Raw genomic sequence first — 16107 nt, 5'->3', positions numbered from 1 at the left:
ATGAAGATTAAACGATTTACCGCTGCCAATATGCAGTCCGGGTTGAAAGCGATCAGTGAAGTCCTCGGGCCTGAAGCGGTAATCCTGTCCAGTCGCAAGCTCAGCAATGGCTTGGAGATAGTCGCGGGTGTCGATGAATACGAGTTTGCGCTTTACCAAGAGACCCTACCCGAGGTTCAGGATGCCCCCGCTGCCGTTACCGCTCGCCCGATAGCGCCTGCGGCACTGCCGCCCGCGGCCAGTCTAAATAAAACCGATCCGCTTAACCCGCAGGCGATGAAAGATCTTTTTGCCTCAATGGCGGGTAAGAATCAGCAGGCCTTCAGCCAGGTCAAGAACCAGCCCCAAACGGAAGTTGCCCATCGCCGAGTAAACCTGGCCGAGCGGCCGATGGCCCGCTCCACGCGTGCATCCGAACCAGCTGTCGAGCCGGCTAGAGCAGGCTGGGCCGCACAAGCCACGCCCGCAGCCCCCGCCGCGGCAGCAGCAGCAGACTTTAAGGTGTTGCGGCGCGAAATAGACGGCCTGCGTGAACTGCTACAAGAACAGACCGAACAGCTGCATACGCCTTTGACCGCCACGTCAGTGCAATATGAGCGCCTAGAAGGGCGTCTGAAGTCGCTCGGTTTTGGCGATGTCTTAGCGGCCAAGCTGTTGCAGAGCTTCGATCGCGAAGACCTCTTAGAGCAGAACTGGCGCAAAATAGTTGCCCGGTTAACATCGGCCTTAGACAGCCCGCTCTACGAGCCGCTTGCCGAGGGTGGGCTGTTCGCCTTAACGGGGCCAACGGGGGCGGGTAAAACCACCACCATAGCCAAGCTGGCCGCTCATTGTGTTAAGGATTATGGTGCCGATTCAGTCGCGGTGGTCTCATTGGATTGGTTTCAGGTCGGCGGACAAGAAATTTTGCGTTCAGTCAGCAATATTTTGGGCGTTGAGTTCCATGCCATGACCGAAGACGACTCTTTGTCGAGCGTGCTGAGTAGCTTGGCGTCGAAGCGTACCGTGTTGATTGACACCAGTGGCAGCGCGGAAGCGCTGGTCCATTGGAACAAATTGATGCGCAGCGAAGCCATGGCGCCGCATATTCAAACGGTACTCGTCTTACCGGCCACCATGCAACCGGCGTCGGTCACCCGCTTTGTCGGCCAGCTGCCGGCACTGGTTTTTAATGCCGTGATCCTATCTAAGCTGGATGAATCGGACAGTTTTGGCGGGATCTTAGAGCCCGTCTTGAAACATCGCTGGCCCATCTGGTATATCACCACCGGCCAGAATATTCCGCAGGATATCGAACCTGGAGATGCGCAAAAATTAACCAAGCGATTGGTGCAGAGCTTAAAGCCAGAGCGCCAAAAATTAGCGACGGCCAGTTAGAACAGCGCGACCAGCGCCACACCGGAGGGTTCTGTTTAGACCCACCGATGTCGCAATAGAATTTCGCCGGCAGATCAGCAAACATCAAGAAGTGATCTTTACTGCCGGGAATTGAGGTAATAGGTAATGAAAAGTTTAAATCCAATACAGGTAATTGCGGTCACCGGCGGTAAAGGCGGTGTCGGAAAGAGCAATGTATCGGTCAATCTTGCCATTGGATTGGCCGAGCTTGGCAAGCGAGTTGTCCTGTTAGATGCCGACCTAGGGCTTGCCAACCTGGACGTATTGCTGGGGCTGTCGGTTAACCGAAACCTCGGCGATGTTTTGTCCGGCCAAGCCAGCCTGTTGGATATTATGGTTGAAGGCCCGGCCGGTATTAAAATCATACCGGCCTCTTCGGGCTCGCAGCATATGACCAACTTAGGTGAGGTTGAACACGCGGGTATTATCACGGCCTTTAGCGACTTGGGCGAGTATATGGACGTGTTGATCGTCGACACTGCAGCGGGTATCTCTAAAACCGTGACCAGCTTTGTGCGCGCCGCTCACGAGGCGCTTATCGTGGTGACCGATGAGCCCACGTCAGTGACCGATTGCTACGCGTTGATCAAAGTACTTAATCGCGATTGTCGCATGAACCGCTTTCGTATCGCGGCCAATATGGTTCGGACCCCAAAAGAAGGTCAAATGCTGTTTAACAAGCTGGCCAAGGTAACCGATCGGTTCTTGGACGTCTCGTTGCAATACAGCGGCGCCATTCCCATGGATGAAGCGGTACGCAAGTCGGTGCAGCGCCAAAAAGCTGTATTGGAGGCCTATCCGCGCTCTAAAGCGTCGGTGGCGTATCGTGACCTAGCGCAAAAAGTGATCGCCTGGCCTTTACCCAGCTCGCCGAAAGGCAACTTGGAGTTCTTTGTAGAACGCTTAATTCAAGGTGTCGGGGCAGCCTGACATGTCGGTGCAGAACTATACTATGTATGACACGCAACGCAGTATCGATTACGAGCAGTTAGTAGAACAGTATGGGGTGCTGGTTAAACGCATCGCCCATCATTTATTAGCGCGACTACCAGACAGTGTTCAGTTGGACGATTTAGTTCAATCGGGCATGATTGGCTTATTTGAGGCGGCGAATAATTACGATGCGGGCAAAGGGGCTAGTTTTGAGACCTATGCTGGGATTCGAATTCGCGGTTCCATGCTCGATGAAATCCGCAAGGGCGATTGGATTCCCCGCAGCGTGCACCGCAATTCCCGGCGCATAGCCGATGCGATTCGAGTAATCGAGATGCGTGAGGGCCGCGATGCCCAAGATCCCGAGGTGGCCTTAGAACTGGGCATCAGCCTCGACGAATTCTATATGTTGATCAAAGATACCCAAGGGTCACGGTTGTTCAGTTTTGAAGAGTTGGTCGAGAATAATCATTCGGAAACGGATGAAGGCCGACCGGATGTATCCGACACCGTAGCACCCCACCTAGGCCACCAGACCGATCAAATGAACGGTCGCTTGATCACTGCCATAAAAGCGTTACCAGAACGTGAACAGTTGGTCTTATCGCTCTATTACGACGAAGAACTGAACCTCAAAGAAATAGGCGCCGTGTTGGGTGTCAGCGAATCCCGAGTCAGTCAGATCCATTCCCAAGCAACTCTGCGCTTGCGGTCTAAATTGCGTGATTGGCTGTAAAGTCACCATCTCTACTGATGGCTCACTTCAGCCCCTCCTAATGGCCGTTAAGCCCGAGCTCATCCCCCCTCCAATACCCTTTTAACCCTCAAGCAATACCCTTTCAACCCTCAAGCAATACCCTTTCAACCCTCAAGCAATACCCTTTCAACCCTCAAGCAATACCCTTTCAACCCTCAAGCAATACCCTTTCAACCCTCAAGCAATACCCTTTCAACCCTCAAGCAATACCCTTTCAACCCTTAAGCAATATCCTTTCAACCCTCAAGCAATACCCTGGAAGCCGCCAGGCAAACTATTAACAGCCATCGTTACTGCCGTTCAAACCCCGAATGAAGTCATTTTTTGCGACCGCTGGCAATACGGCTATTTGCTTCGAAACCCGTTTTAAAAATGTGCGCGGCCAGAGCACCGTCTATTATAAATAGAATAGATCCCGTCCCGATTCAGAAATAGGAGGCCCTTTTGGACAAAAGCATGAAAATCCTAGTGGTAGATGATTTCGCAACAATGCGCCGAATCGTAAAAAATCTGCTGCGTGATCTGGGGTTTACCAACACTCATGAGGCGGACGATGGCGCGACTGCTTGGCCGATGTTGCAGAATGGGACCTTTGATTTTGTCATTACCGATTGGAATATGCCGGGCATGACCGGTATGGAGTTGCTGAAGAAAATACGCGCAGATGAAAAACTGAAAACCATTCCAGTCTTACTGGTAACCGCTGAGGCCAAACGAGATCAAATCATTGCTGCCGCGCAAGCCGGTGTGAACGGTTATGTCGTGAAACCCTTTACAGCATCGGCATTGAAAGAAAAAATCGCAAAGATTTTTGAGCGTGTCGGCTGAGAGGGGCTCTGGGAGTGGCCATGACTGAACAGACTGCGGAACCGAAACGGTTCGCGACCTTGCTCAAACAAAGGGCGCCGGAACTGCTCGAATGTGCAAATAAAAATAATCTCGAAGCCGCCGTACAGATCCTAATCGAACTGCAACATGCACGCACACCGCAGCTTAGCAGCGAATCCGATGTAATGGAGAACCTGCGTGAAAAGGCCCAATTGCTGCATGATAATATCTGCAATGGCCAATTCGAATCGGCACTAGTCAACCTACAAGAAATGCAAAATGTGCGCGATAAGGGCCTGTACCAGGAAATCGGTCGGCTGACACGGGCCTTACACAGCGCTATAACCAACTTTGCCATCGACAGCCAACTCGAAGACGAGGCCTCCGAACTAACCGAAGCTAGTGATCGCCTCGCTTATGTAAGTGAACTGACTGAACGCGCCGCCAATCGCACCTTGGATCTGGTCGAAGACAGCTTGCCGCTGGTCAAGGCCATTCAGTTGGAGGCCAATGTGCTCAAGCGTGAGTGGCAACGTATGGTGCAACGGGAGATGACCGCGGCAGAGTTTCGCACCCTCTATTGGCGGCTGGATGAATATTTTCAAAAATTGGCGGCCGATAGCGCTGTCTTGTCGGGCAACATGACTCAAATTCTATTGGCGCAGGACTTCCAGGACCTGACCGGGCAAGTAATTCATAAGGTAACAGGTCTGGTTAAGGAAGTTGAAAGCAGCCTAGTGGAGCTGGTCTTCATGGCCAGTCAGGTTGAGGCCATTACCGGCATTATCGCGCACGGCAACGATGCTCAACGCGATGCCACCCCGGACGAGACGCTCGGCCACGGTCCAGCGATTAACACCGGTCAGGCTGATGTAGTAGCCAATCAAGATGATGTTGACGATCTATTGTCCAGCTTGGGTTTTTAAGGAGCACAACTATGGGCTTCGAAGCGGACGATGAAATTCTGCAAGATTTTTTGGTTGAAGCGGGTGAAATCTTAGAGCAGCTATCGGCGCAATTAGTTGAACTGGAAAGCCGTCCCGACGACAAAGAATTATTGAATACCATCTTTCGTGGCTTTCATACGGTCAAGGGAGGTGCTGGATTTTTGCAGCTAAGCGCGCTAGTTGATTGCTGTCATGTGGCTGAAAACGTCTTCGATACCCTGCGCAATGGTCTGCGCACGGTCGACGCCGATTTGATGGACTGTGTCTTGAGTACACTCGACGTGGTCAATGATATGTTCACCGCCGTGAGTGCCGGCGAGGCACTGTTGGCGGCCGATAGTTCGCTCTTAGCGCGGCTGCATTTTTATGCCCAAGCCATGCCGGCGAGCGCTTCGGAACGCAACGCCGGGGACCGAGTGCGCGCGGTCATCGAGCCGACTGCGGCGGGGGAGGACATCACCGATACGGAGTTCGAACGTTTACTGGACGCCATTGCGCCGGTCAGCTCGAACACTGATATCGGCCCTGGCGTCGGTTCGGACCTCGGCGCGGCGAGTGACGACATCAGCGCAGATGAATTTGAAGCTTTACTCGATCAGCTGCACGGTAAGGGCAAGATCGGCGCCCCGAAAGACGACACCGATCCAGAAGCCGCCCCGTCCACGGCGCCGGGTGATGATATTTCTGACGATGAATTTGAAGCACTGTTGGATCAATTGCACGGTAAGGGCCAGTTCACCAAGGTCGACAGTCCCGCACCGACGCCAGCCCTGGCCGAGCAAACACCGCGGCCCCGCCCCGTCGAGCCGGTGACCAGTACGCCGGCATCGCCTGACAAGGCCAAGCGCCCTGTCGAGCCAGTACCCCCAACTGCCCCGACTGATCAGCGGCCGCCGAAAGGGCCGGCAAAAAATTCCGGCAGTCAGCAAGAAAGCACGGTGCGAGTCGACACGCAGCGCCTAGATGACATTCTTAATATGGTTGGTGAGCTGGTCTTGGTGCGTAATCGATTGGTTCGGCTCGGCGCGGAACTCGACGACGAGACCTTACAGAAAGCGGTTGGGAACCTCAATGTCGTCACGGCTGACTTGCAGGCCTCGGTAATGAAGACACGCATGCAGCCGATCAAAAAAGTTTTCGGCCGCTTTCCACGCGTGGTGCGCGATTTAGCTCGTACCCTAAAGAAAGAGGTCAATTTAGAACTGGTCGGTGAAGACACCGATCTGGACAAGAATTTGGTCGATGCGCTCGCCGATCCCTTGGTCCATCTAGTGCGCAATTCGGTGGATCATGGCGTCGAGACCCCGGACATACGGGCGGCCAACGGCAAGCCACGAATGGGCCGGATCGTCTTAGCCGCACAACAAGAGGGCGATCATATTTTACTCACCATCATGGATGACGGGGGTGGCATGGACCCCAACACGTTGCGCGAACTGGCGGTGACGAGAAAGGTAATGGATCGAGATGCCGCCGACCGACTGAGCGACAAAGAGTGTTTTAATCTTATTTTTTCACCCGGCTTCAGCACCAAGGAGGTTATTTCCGATGTATCCGGCCGGGGTGTAGGCATGGACGTGGTGAAAACCAAGATTGGCCAGTTGAATGGTACGATCGATATTGAATCGCAATTAAATATCGGCACCACCATCAGTATCAAGGTCCCCCTGACGCTGGCGATTATGCCGACGCTGATGGTGGTAATCGAGCATCAAGCCTTTGCCTTGCCGCTGGCCAGTGTTAGCGAGATCTTTCATCTTGATTTGACCAAGACCAATGTGGTCGATGGCCAGGAAGTTGTTGTGGTGCGCAGTAAACCCATTCCGCTCTATTATCTGAAACGTTGGTTGATCAAGGATATGGCGTTCGACCATCAGAAAATGGTCGCCGGTCATGTGGTTGTGGTCACGGTCGGCAGTCAGAATATCGGCTTTGTGGTCGATCAACTGGTGGGTCAAGAAGAGGTCGTTATTAAGCCCCTCGGTCAGATGTTGCAGGGCACGCCCGGCATGGCCGGAGCGACCATTACCGGTGACGGTCGCATTGCCCTGATCTTGGACATCCCCAGCCTGCTTCAGGCGCACACCGGCCAAGGTCGATAGCGCGTTGCTGTTTAACTGTTCGGTCATTATTGAGGTTAATCGATGTCTATTGGGGTCCTGGTTGTTGATGATTCGGGGTTTTTTCGTCAACAGGTTAAAACCATTATCAATGCTGATCCGCGGCTTAGGGTCGTCGGTGAGGCCAGCAATGGTCGAGAAGCCGTGGAAAAAACACTGAGTTTGCAGCCCGATGTGATCACCATGGATTACGAGATGCCGCTGATGGATGGCATTTCCTCGGTGCGTGAAATAATGACTCAGCAACCGACGCCGATCCTGATGTTTTCGTCGCTTACCATCGAAGGTGCGCGTATTACCCTGGACGCACTGGATGCTGGGGCGGTCGATTTTTTACCCAAAAGCTACGAGCGCATCAGCGGTGGCCATTCCAGTCTAAAACAAATTTTGGTGGCTAAGTTGCTCACCTTGGCCGGACCGAGGGCAGCGCCAAATCTGCCCTCACCGAGCGCTGGGCAGAGAACCACTAGCTATGCGCAGGATTTTGAACTGGTGCTGATCGGCGCCTCGACCGGTGGACCGGTCGCACTGCAAAAGGTTTTGACGCAACTACCGGTCAATTTCCCGTGCCCGATACTAATAATTCAGCACTTGCCCGGCACCTTCACCGCATCGTTCGCAGAGCGCCTAAATGCCCAGTGCGCGATCCATGTTCAGCAGGCCGTTGACGGTCAGGACTTGGCGCCGGGTTCGGCCTATCTGGCGCCCGGTGGCATGCAAATGATGCTGAGCGGCAAAAACCGGCTGCGAATTTTAGCCGGCGATGCGCGACTGAATTATAAACCCAGCGTCGACCTGACCTTTGGTAGCGCCGTGAAATACTACGGTAATCGCACCTTGGCCATCGTACTCACCGGCATGGGGGCCGATGGCCGGGAAGGGGCCCGCTTGCTGAAGCAGGGCAATAGCGTGGTATGGGCGCAGGAGGCCAGTACCTGTGTCATCGATGGCATGCCTTCTGCAATAACAAAGGCCAATCTCGCCGATGAGGTGATTCCCCTGTTGAGCATCGCTCAGCGGATGGTCGAAGTTGTCCGTTACGGCGGATAAAGCTGGCCTGCCAGCCCATGTCTGCGCGCCTGGTTGGGGCTAAGTCGCTAAACTTGTTAACGTTGTTATAAGGATTCTAGATGATTGCGCTTGCGGGCCTGTTATTTGCTTGGTTTGCCGTTTTCGGTGGCCATCTGATGGAAGGGGGCCAGGTCGGTTCTTTGTCCAATATACCCGCCGCACTGATCGTGCTTGGCGGGACCCTGGCCGCGGGCATGGTCCAGGCCGAGGTCAGAACGTGGAAAACCGCTTGGCGCTTATTTCCAAGTATCTTCTGGTCGCACCATCAGAGCGGCGACTCGGCCATTGGTAAACTTACCCATTGGGGTCAGCTGGTGCGTCGCAACGGTCCCTTGAGTCTGGAGTCTGAGTCAACAAAGGAGCCCGATCGATTCTTACGCTTGGGTTTGCAGTTAATTGTCGATGGGGCCGATGGCGGTAAAATCCAGCAAAGCCTGCAAGTGTCCATGGAATCACGCGAACACGAATGGTTGCGCACGGCCGATTTTTTTGAAGCCTTGGGAGGTTACGCGCCGACCATGGGGATCATCGGGGCGGTACTGGGGCTGATACAGGTGATGACCCAGGTCGATGATATGAACGCCATCGGTGTCGGCATTGCCACCGCCTTTGTAGCCACAATCTATGGGGTTGGCCTGGCCAATCTATTTTTACTGCCGGTCGCCGGCCGGCTGCGCGCCGATGCCCTGCAGCGCAGTCAATTCGAGGAAATGCTCTGCGACGGCCTGTTGGCCATCTTAGAGGGCGAACATCCGCGCTTAATGGAACGCCGATTGAAAGAATATCGCTTGTGAATCGGCTCAAGCGCCAGCGTTTTGTTAGCAGCTCTTCCAAAGAGCATCGTTGGATTCTGTCCTATGCCGATTTTTTAACCCTGCTGTTTGCGTTTTTTGTTTTCTTGTTCTCAATCAGTTCGCTGGAACAGGCAAAATTCAAACAGGTCAGCGCTAGCCTAACGCAGGTCTTCGATGTGCAACCAACGCCTATCGATTCGGCTGCATTGGCCACACCCGACCAAGGGCCTGATTTTTTCAGCCCGCTCTCACCAAGCCAATTGAACGCCGCCGCCGATGTCGCCCCGGATGGCGCCGAGCGCTTGCAGCAGCAGGCCGCGTTGCTCGATATTCAACAGCAGCTGAAACAGCAATTCGCCCCACTGATCGAACAGCAGCTGTTCAGTGTCAGCGGCAGTGAGGCCTGGATGGAGATTCAGATCGCCGACTCGATCACCTTTTCACCGGGCTCGGCCAAAATTACCAACAACGCCGAAGCGATGCTCTATGAGGTTGGCAAGATCTTAGCCGAGCTGCATCTGCCGGTCGCCGTGGAAGGGTACAGCCTGCGTCAGGAGAGCAGTACGTCGCTTGGCAGTTGGCAGTTGTCGGCGCAGCGGGCAATCAACGTCTTAAGCTATTTACAGCGCGCTGGCATCCAGGGGCAGCGTTTGTCTGCCACGGCCTTTGGCCACTATCAAGCCAGCCATGCGGGTGCGCGGCCGCAGCAGGGCACCCTGTCTATCCTAGTGGCCGGCTTTGGTGCCAGTGTTCGTTCGGCAGGATCCTAGAGAGGCATAAACATGCAGGTTTGGTCTATTGCGAATCAGAAGGGTGGGGTCGGCAAAACCACCACGGTGGTGTCATTGGGGGCGCTGTTGGCCGAGCAAGGCCATCGAGTGCTGCTGCTCGATCTCGATCCCCAAGGTTCCTTGACCAGTTATTTTGGTTTCAATCCGGATGAGATCGAACAGAGCGCTTTCGATCTGTTTATGCATCCTGGCCAGCCATCCGCACAACTCCATGCCGATATTATTGTCGCAACCTCGGTCCCGGGTATGAAAATGATACCCGCCTCGACCGCCTTAGCGACCTTGGAACGCAATATCAGCCAGCAGGACGGCATGGGCCTGATCGTGTCCAAAACGCTCGCCACCCTATGGGATGATTTTGATTACGCGCTGATCGACACTCCGCCGCTGTTAGGTTTTCTGTTGATCAATTCGCTCGCGGCTTGCAAGAAGCTGTTGGTGCCGGTGCAAACCGAGTTTTTAGCGCTCAAGGGCTTGGAGCGTATGGTGCATACCATTCAAATGGTGACTCGATCGCAGCGTCGTGAACTGGATTATCTGGTTATCCCGACTATGTTTGACCGCCGCACGCAAGCCTCGATTAAAAGTCTGAAAACGCTCAAAGTGCAGCATCAGGGCCATATCTGGGATTTGGCGATCCCAGTTGATACCAAATTACGCGACGCCAGTCGAGCCGGCAAGGCCATTAGTCAGGTCGATGGCGCCAGTCGCGGTGCCAGGGCCTACGGCAGTCTGTTAAAAACACTCGGGCAGAGCCGATGAGGGCAAAGCGCAATCGCTCTGCGCGTCGGGTACTCGATGCCTATATCGACACCTTGCTGGCCGAGCCCCCCAGACCCGCCGTGCACGACCTGCGCGAGTTGACCCTGGCGCAGGTAACCCACGGCCATGAGATGATCTGCCTGTGGCGCAAACCGCTCAATAATGCTCAGGCGCTGTGTATTGAGCTGATGCTCTTGGCGCATATCCAAAAACTATCCCAGTCTCGGCTCCGGGATCTGTTGTGGCTGAGTGTCTGCCGCGATCACCAAACCCGGTCGGCGCATGGCCGATAATTGCGCCGGCTCAGCCCGCACCCAGACTGCACCAAGCACCACTGCACGCGTGTTGACGGCCTACTTGGATGCCCTGTTGCACGATGCCACCGCGATTGATCCGGAGCGCACGGGGTATCAAAATCTGGCTCGGCAAGTCGGTGCGGGCGGAGCGACCTCGGTCCCCAGCGCAACGCAGCCGCAGCCTGAGATCGCGCTGTCGAGCGCCGCAGCGCCGCTCTTCGATTGGCCGAGCAGGGGCCAACCGGCTTGGGCGCGGCAACGCTTCGATTGCCTGGTTTTTACCGTCAATGGACTAAAATTGGCGGTACCCCTGCGGATGCTGAGCACCATTTATACCGTGGATAAAAAGCTCACCCCTCTGTTTGATCAGCCCAGTTGGTTCCTGGGTCTGCTGCCAGGGCACCAGGGTCAATCGGTACGGGTGGTCGATACCGCCCTGATGGTTATGCCCGAGCGCAACCAACCCAAGACCAAGGCATGGGTGCGGTTCGCCATTGGAGTGCACGATTCCGATTGGGCCTTTGCGGCACAAGGCATTAAGGGCTCGATTTCCCTGGTCCCGGAAGCGGTCAAATGGCGCACTCAGCGGACCTCTCGGCCGTGGTTGGCGGGTACTGTTATTTCTGAGCTGTGTGCCCTGGTCGATCCGGATGCCTTTGAGCAGCTGGTGCGTGGTTAAGCGCCGGCGTGGCTTTATTGACCGCGGGCTGTCGGGAACTGAACTATAGTAAAAGCTCACCGAGTGGGAAACCGATCATGACCGCACAGACTGCCAACACGGACGACGACCCGATCCTGCAATGGGTCACCTTCCGCCTGGAACAAGAAACCTATGGCATTAACGTCATGCAGGTGCGTGAAGTGCTGCGCCACAGTGAGATCGCGCCAGTGCCCGGCGCACCAGCCTACGTGATCGGTATCATCAATCTGCGCGGCAATGTTGTCACCGTGGTCGATACCCGAGAGCGGTTTGGCCTGCGGTCAACCGAGATTAGCGACAGCACCCGTATTGTGATTTTGGAAACCGAGGCCCAGGTCGTTGGCATCCTAGTCGACGCGGTGGCCGAGGTGGTGTACCTGCGCCAGTCTGAAATTGAACCGGCGCCGAATGTTGGCAACTCTGAGAATGCCCGTTACATTCAGGGCGTCAGCCATAAGAATGACAGACTGTTGATCCTGATCGCGATTAAAAACCTTTTAAACGACCATGAATGGGCAGAATTGTCCGACCTCTAGATGATGGCGTAATTTTTGCTAGTATGTCACATTAGTGTCAATAATTTGGAGTGACGAGACTTATGGGTCAATTTGTCGGGTTAGAATTTACAGTGTTAGAGCAGGGCCTCATTGTCGGTATGGTTCTCTTGGTCAGTTTGGTGGTCATTACCTGGCGCCGGCTCGCGCGGCTTGAAGCCCGTTTTGTGCTCAGTCAAGCGCAGTCAGTGCGTGAACTGAAGATGCTTAATCAGAGCGCCATCGGTGTGGGGCGACGTTTGGCCGGCATCGAGAAAAATTTAAAAAAGTCTTCGAACGTCTCTAGCTTTGCAGAGGCACAGGATTTAAAACAGTCGACTGTACACCGCTTTGCTGACGTGCAAAAAGCCGTTACCAATGCACCCCAGCCGGAAGCGCCCGTAGCTAAGGAAAGTACTCTCGGTCTCACCACGCGCGCGGAACAAGCCCTATCATCATGGATAAACGAACACAAAAGCGCCTAATTCCGACCGTCGCGCTGTTCCTGGCGCTGACGGGCGCGAGCGTTTGCCTGCCGGCCTATGCCGCACAGCAGGATCCGTTCGAGCCTGTTAATCGGGTGGTATTTAAATTCAATGACTTCCTCGACAGCTGGCTTTTGCGGCCCACCGCAGTGGTTTATCACGCGCTATTGCCCAGCTTTGCCGAAAATGGCGTACGCAATTTCGTGGGCAATCTCGGTGAGATTCGCAACACCGTGCACAACGGTTTGCAAGGCAAGGCCGGGGCTGCTTTGCAATCAGCCGAACGGCTGCTGATCAACTCGACCGTCGGCATCGGTGGCCTGTTCGATGTCGCCAGCAAACTGGGCATTCCCGTGCAGCGCGAAGACCTGGGTCAGACCCTTGGCGTTTGGGGGTTCAACAGCGGGGCCTATCTGGTGTTGCCCTTGGTCGGGCCGAGCTCAGTACGCGATGGCCTAGGCGTTGTGGTTGATCCCTTGCTGAGCCCCTTGCTCCAGCTGTCGATCAACAATGGCCCGCGTATCGGCATAACCGTGCTCGCTGGTGTGCAGACCCGTGCCGATCTATTGGCCGCAGAGAGCCTATTGATGGGCGATGCCTATAGCCAATATCGACAGGTGTATCTATCAAAGCGGGACTATGATGTTCAGGATGGAATCCTTGATGGCGACGCTTTTCTCGATCAGGGAGAGGATTTCTCCTCCGATGACGGCACCTTTGTGGATGAAGACTTCTAGGGCCAACCGGGCCCAATGCCGGCCCGAATGGGGCGGGTCGAAGCCACCGCGCAACACCTCCCTCTCTGCCAACTTGGCACGCCCGGCGCCTGAGCGCATGCATTAGGTAAACCTTAAGCGCACCCACGCGCGTGATTCTATGCGAACTCTGACCTGTAACGGTTGCGTTCTGAACGCAGTATGGCTAACTTGAAGGTCTATCTCTGCAGGCCGATCAAATTATGGCACTAAACGACGCGACGCTATTAATCGTCGAAGATGAAAAAGCCGTACGCGACTCCATCGTCGCTTATCTTGAGGACAGTGGCTACCGCATTTTAGAGGCGGCCAATGGCACCGAAGGCCTGGCCGTATTCGAACGGGAGCGCCCTGATCTGGTTATTTGTGATCTGCGCATGCCCGGCATGGACGGCATCTCGCTGCTCAATTGCATTATGGAAGCGACCGACGAGGTGCCGGTGATCGTGGTATCGGGCGCCGGCGTGATGACCGACGTGGTAGAGGCGCTGCGCCTGGGTGCGGCCGATTATTTGATGAAGCCGGTGGTCGATCTCAGTGTGTTAGAGCATTCGGTCGAGCGCGCCTTGGAGCGGGCGCTGTTATTTAAGGAAAACTATCTCTATCGGCAAGAGTTGGAGCAGCGTAATCAACAGCTGCAAGACCACGTCGATCGCTTAAAACTCGATCTGCAAGCCGGCCGGGCCGTGCAGCAGCGGCTCTTACCGACCTTTGAGTTGACCCAAGGGGATTACCATGTGCGCCATGATATGGAGCCTTCTACCTACCTGAGTGGCGACCTGGTCGACTATTTCGAGTTGGGGCCAAACCAGCTGGTGTTCTATATCGCCGATGTCTCCGGCCACGGCGCCAGTTCCGCGCTTATTACCCTATTGATTAAAACTCAGATCGATCGCTATCGCGACGAGTTGGAAAACGACACCTCCGATATAGTGACCAATCCGGGCCAGCTACTGCGGCAAATCAACTTGGAATTATTGAAAACTCAGACCCATAAACACGCCACCATGTTCTATGGCATCATCAATACCCTCGAGGACCGAATGGATTACGCCCTGGCCGCGCACTTCCCGGCACCGATCCTCTGCTTTGAGTCGGAATGTCGCACCATAGAGCCGGAAAGCCTGGCAGTCGGTTTATTTGACGATGCCTCCTATGTCACCCGCCATATGGACTTGAAAGGGTTCAAACAATTGACGCTGTTGTCCGATGGCATCTTTGAATTGATGAGCGAATCGACTTTAGCGCAAAAAGAAGCACGATTGCTTGAGTTAGGCGCAGACCGGTCTCATACTATGCATGAGTACCTCGCACAGAAGCGTGAAAACGGTCAAACCGCAGACGCTCCGGACGATATTACTGTTTTAACGGTTGAAAAATCGTAACCAAGGTTGAATGTCATGAACAACGGTCGTGTCCTGATGGCAAACCATCAAGGAAGATATGTCATCAAGCTGACAGGCGATGTCAGGATGGCTTTGTGTACGACGATAGATTCGTGCCTGAACACCATGGTTCATGATAATGCGTTCGAATCGGTTACCGTCGATTTGACCGAAGCCGAGGGCATCGACAGCACCAGCTTGGGTCTGCTGGCCAAGATATCGCGCGTGGCCACACCGAAGATGGGTCAAATTCCATTGCTTATCTCCAGCCATGCCGATATTACCCGGATAGTCGAGTCGATGGGTTTTCGAGATCGAGTCTACACCATGATTACCCAGCAAGATTTAACCGACGCCTCATCGTTACAGGAAGCCGACCTGGTGCCCTTGGACGAATCGACCGCGCGTGCACGCGTTCTGGAAGCGCACAAGATACTGATGTCACTCAACGAAAATAACCGCCGGGCCTTCAAGGATCTGGTTGAGTGTATTGAAAACCAAATTAATTAAGGACACCGAGTGACTCAACTGACCTCAAGTAAGGTAACGGTATTGGGGGGCGGGAGTTTTGGCACGGCCGTTGCCAATATAGCCGCGCTGAACCACCATCCGGTGACCCTCTGGATGCGCAGTGAAAAGCAGGCCGACGATATACTGCAAAATCGGCAAAATTCCCGCTACCTGCCCGGATATCGCTTAGTCGATAACCTCACCCCGTCGCTCGATCTGGAATCCGCTGTGCGCGATGCACACTATGTCTTTGTCGCCGTGCCGAGTAAGGCCTTTCGCGCCGTGGTTGAGGAAACCGTGCAGTATTTGCCCGCCAACGCCCGTCTGATCAGCCTGACCAAAGGGATTGAACCCACCAGCTTTAAATTGATGAGCCAAATCCTGCACGATCTAGCGCCGAAGCATGATGTCGGCGTGATTTCAGGGCCTAATCTGGCCAAGGAAATAGCCGACAATCAAATTTCGGCAACCGTTATAGCCTCCTATAGCCAAGCCCTGCGTCAGGAAGTTCAGCAGCTGCTCAGTTGCCCGTCCTTTCGGGTCTATGGCAACCCGGATATCTATGGGGTTGAGATGGCCGGGGCACTGAAAAATATCTACGCCATTATTACTGGTTTGGCCGTTGCCTTGGGCATGGCCGAAAATACCCGTGCCGCCATTATCACCCGCTCACTCGCCGAAATGTCGCGTTTTGCCGTACGCTTGGGCGCCAACCCAATGACCTTTCTCGGCCTAGCCGGGGTGGGCGATCTGATTGTCACCTGTTCGTCGCAGTTGAGCCGCAACTACCGCGTTGGTTATTACATTGGCGAAGGTATGACGCTGAAACAGGCGATCAAGAAGATCGGTGAAACCGCCGAAGGCATCAACACCCTACGCATGGTGAACGAGAAGGCCGACGAATTAGGGGTTTATATGCCGCTGGTCAAAGGCCTCTATGCCATCATCTATCAAGACATGCCGGTGAAAGAAATTGCCAGTCGCCTGATGTCCGGTGACCTGGCCGAAGATGTTGAATTTATGTCCGTGGGCATGTGAGGAG

18 protein-coding genes are annotated in these 16107 nt (G+C 54.6%); all 18 read left to right on the top strand.

Translation table 11 applies throughout. The features are described from left to right. The 18 genes from flhF (at position 1) to REIFOR_RS10720 (ending at position 16103) form a co-directional block, all read left to right on the top strand. Complete coding sequence (flhF, locus tag REIFOR_RS10805; protein ID WP_100257572.1) at positions 1 to 1377, top strand: flagellar biosynthesis GTPase FlhF; 1377 nt, start codon at positions 1 to 3, stop codon at positions 1375 to 1377. A gap of 126 nt (positions 1378 to 1503) precedes the next feature. Continuing rightward, entirely contained in the window at positions 1504 to 2328 is an 825-nt protein-coding gene (locus tag REIFOR_RS10800) for a MinD/ParA family protein (protein WP_100257571.1), read from the top strand. A 22-nt stretch (positions 2329 to 2350) separates the two neighbouring features. Continuing rightward, a complete protein-coding gene (locus REIFOR_RS10795; RefSeq protein WP_100258756.1) occupies positions 2351 to 3067 on the top strand; it encodes an RNA polymerase sigma factor FliA in 717 nt (238 codons plus the stop codon). Between the two features lie 477 nt (positions 3068 to 3544). Beyond that, the gene (cheY, locus tag REIFOR_RS10790) at positions 3545 to 3916 is read left to right on the top strand and encodes a chemotaxis response regulator CheY (RefSeq protein WP_452595864.1); all 372 of its coding nucleotides are present in this window, start codon (positions 3545 to 3547) and stop codon (positions 3914 to 3916) included. 20 nt (positions 3917 to 3936) lie between these two features. Then, positions 3937 to 4842, top strand: a complete 906-nt coding sequence (locus tag REIFOR_RS10785; RefSeq protein WP_100257569.1) for a protein phosphatase CheZ — start codon at positions 3937 to 3939, stop codon at positions 4840 to 4842. Positions 4843 to 4853: 11 nt separating this feature from the next. Then, complete coding sequence (locus tag REIFOR_RS10780; protein WP_100257568.1) at positions 4854 to 6965, top strand: chemotaxis protein CheA; 2112 nt, start codon at positions 4854 to 4856, stop codon at positions 6963 to 6965. A 42-nt stretch (positions 6966 to 7007) separates the two neighbouring features. Next, on the top strand, positions 7008 to 8033 hold the full coding sequence (locus REIFOR_RS10775) for a protein-glutamate methylesterase/protein-glutamine glutaminase (protein WP_100257567.1): 1026 nt from the start codon (positions 7008 to 7010) through the stop codon (positions 8031 to 8033). Positions 8034 to 8113: 80 nt separating this feature from the next. After that, positions 8114 to 8848: a flagellar motor protein gene (locus REIFOR_RS10770; RefSeq protein ID WP_100257566.1), complete on the top strand. Its 735-nt coding sequence runs from the start codon at positions 8114 to 8116 to the stop codon at positions 8846 to 8848. Continuing rightward, the gene (locus REIFOR_RS10765; protein WP_100257565.1) at positions 8845 to 9618 is read left to right on the top strand and encodes a flagellar motor protein MotB; all 774 of its coding nucleotides are present in this window, start codon (positions 8845 to 8847) and stop codon (positions 9616 to 9618) included. Before REIFOR_RS10770 ends, REIFOR_RS10765 begins: the two co-directional genes overlap by 4 nt. Before the next feature lie 12 nt (positions 9619 to 9630). Continuing rightward, positions 9631 to 10401 carry a ParA family protein gene (locus REIFOR_RS10760; protein ID WP_100257564.1) on the top strand — a complete coding sequence of 257 codons (771 nt, stop codon included), beginning with the start codon at positions 9631 to 9633 and terminating at the stop codon, positions 10399 to 10401. Continuing rightward, positions 10398 to 10694 carry a hypothetical protein gene (locus tag REIFOR_RS10755; protein ID WP_100257563.1) on the top strand — a complete coding sequence of 99 codons (297 nt, stop codon included), beginning with the start codon at positions 10398 to 10400 and terminating at the stop codon, positions 10692 to 10694. Before REIFOR_RS10760 ends, REIFOR_RS10755 begins: the two co-directional genes overlap by 4 nt. Next, a complete protein-coding gene (locus REIFOR_RS10750; RefSeq protein WP_100257562.1) occupies positions 10684 to 11376 on the top strand; it encodes a chemotaxis protein CheW in 693 nt (230 codons plus the stop codon). The genes REIFOR_RS10755 and REIFOR_RS10750 overlap by 11 nt, the downstream gene beginning before the upstream one ends. A gap of 77 nt (positions 11377 to 11453) precedes the next feature. Continuing rightward, positions 11454 to 11933, top strand: coding sequence for a chemotaxis protein CheW (locus REIFOR_RS10745; protein WP_100257561.1), 480 nt, complete (start codon positions 11454 to 11456; stop codon positions 11931 to 11933). A 62-nt stretch (positions 11934 to 11995) separates the two neighbouring features. After that, entirely contained in the window at positions 11996 to 12415 is a 420-nt protein-coding gene (locus REIFOR_RS10740; RefSeq protein WP_100257560.1) for a hypothetical protein, read from the top strand. Then, positions 12388 to 13152, top strand: a complete 765-nt coding sequence (locus tag REIFOR_RS10735; RefSeq protein WP_100257559.1) for an MlaA family lipoprotein — start codon at positions 12388 to 12390, stop codon at positions 13150 to 13152. Before REIFOR_RS10740 ends, REIFOR_RS10735 begins: the two co-directional genes overlap by 28 nt. A gap of 221 nt (positions 13153 to 13373) precedes the next feature. Next, a complete protein-coding gene (locus tag REIFOR_RS10730; protein ID WP_100257558.1) occupies positions 13374 to 14555 on the top strand; it encodes a response regulator in 1182 nt (393 codons plus the stop codon). Positions 14556 to 14681: 126 nt separating this feature from the next. After that, positions 14682 to 15065: an anti-anti-sigma factor gene (locus REIFOR_RS10725; protein ID WP_227003659.1), complete on the top strand. Its 384-nt coding sequence runs from the start codon at positions 14682 to 14684 to the stop codon at positions 15063 to 15065. 18 nt (positions 15066 to 15083) lie between these two features. After that, positions 15084 to 16103, top strand: a complete 1020-nt coding sequence (locus REIFOR_RS10720) for an NAD(P)H-dependent glycerol-3-phosphate dehydrogenase (RefSeq protein WP_405124674.1) — start codon at positions 15084 to 15086, stop codon at positions 16101 to 16103. The last annotated feature ends 4 nt before the right edge of the window (positions 16104 to 16107 follow it).

This window comes from Reinekea forsetii (assembly GCF_002795845.1).
Taxonomy (GTDB): Bacteria; Pseudomonadota; Gammaproteobacteria; order Pseudomonadales; family Natronospirillaceae; genus Reinekea; species Reinekea forsetii.
Note: the sequence above shows the minus strand (reverse complement) of the source record. Positions and strands in the feature narration are given on the sequence as shown.